Annotated in this window: 1 protein-coding gene; it reads right to left on the bottom strand. The window is 70.7% G+C overall.

What is annotated here, in order from left to right; all coding sequences use genetic code 11:
* Positions 1 to 380: serine hydrolase domain-containing protein (locus tag SxD43FB_RS24240; RefSeq protein ID WP_255245903.1), on the bottom strand; the 380-nt coding region annotated here is incomplete at its 3' end.
* Positions 381 to 396: the final 16 nt, after the last annotated feature.

Raw genomic sequence — 396 nt, 5'->3', positions numbered from 1 at the left:
AGCCGCTCCTGCAGCAGCCGGTCCAGCCGCTGCCCGGCCACGCGCTCGATCAGCAGCCCCAGCACGTCGGTGGAGATGGAGTAGAAGAACATCGTGCCCGGCTGGAAGGCGAGCGGGATGCCGCCCAGCCGGCGCAGCATCTCGTCGCCGGTGATCGCCTCGCGCCCGGCCTCGATGTTCTGCTCCCGGTAGGCGTCGCGGATGCGTTCCGAGGGCACGGCGTTGGAATAGGCGAAGCCGGAGGTGTGGCGCAGCAGGTCCTGCACCGTGATCGGCCGCTCCAGCGCCACCTCCTCGGGCGGCTGGCCGTCGCGGCGGCGCTCCACCTTCAGGTTGGCCAGTTCCGGCATCCAGCGGGTGATGGGGTCGCTGAGCTTCATCCTCCCCTCCTCCACC

Origin of the sequence: Sphingobium sp. D43FB (genome assembly GCF_002312805.1) — a bacterium.
Lineage (GTDB): Bacteria > Pseudomonadota > Alphaproteobacteria > Sphingomonadales > Sphingomonadaceae > Sphingobium.
The sequence above is the reverse complement of the archived record's forward strand: the minus strand, read 5'-3'. Positions and strand labels throughout refer to the sequence as shown.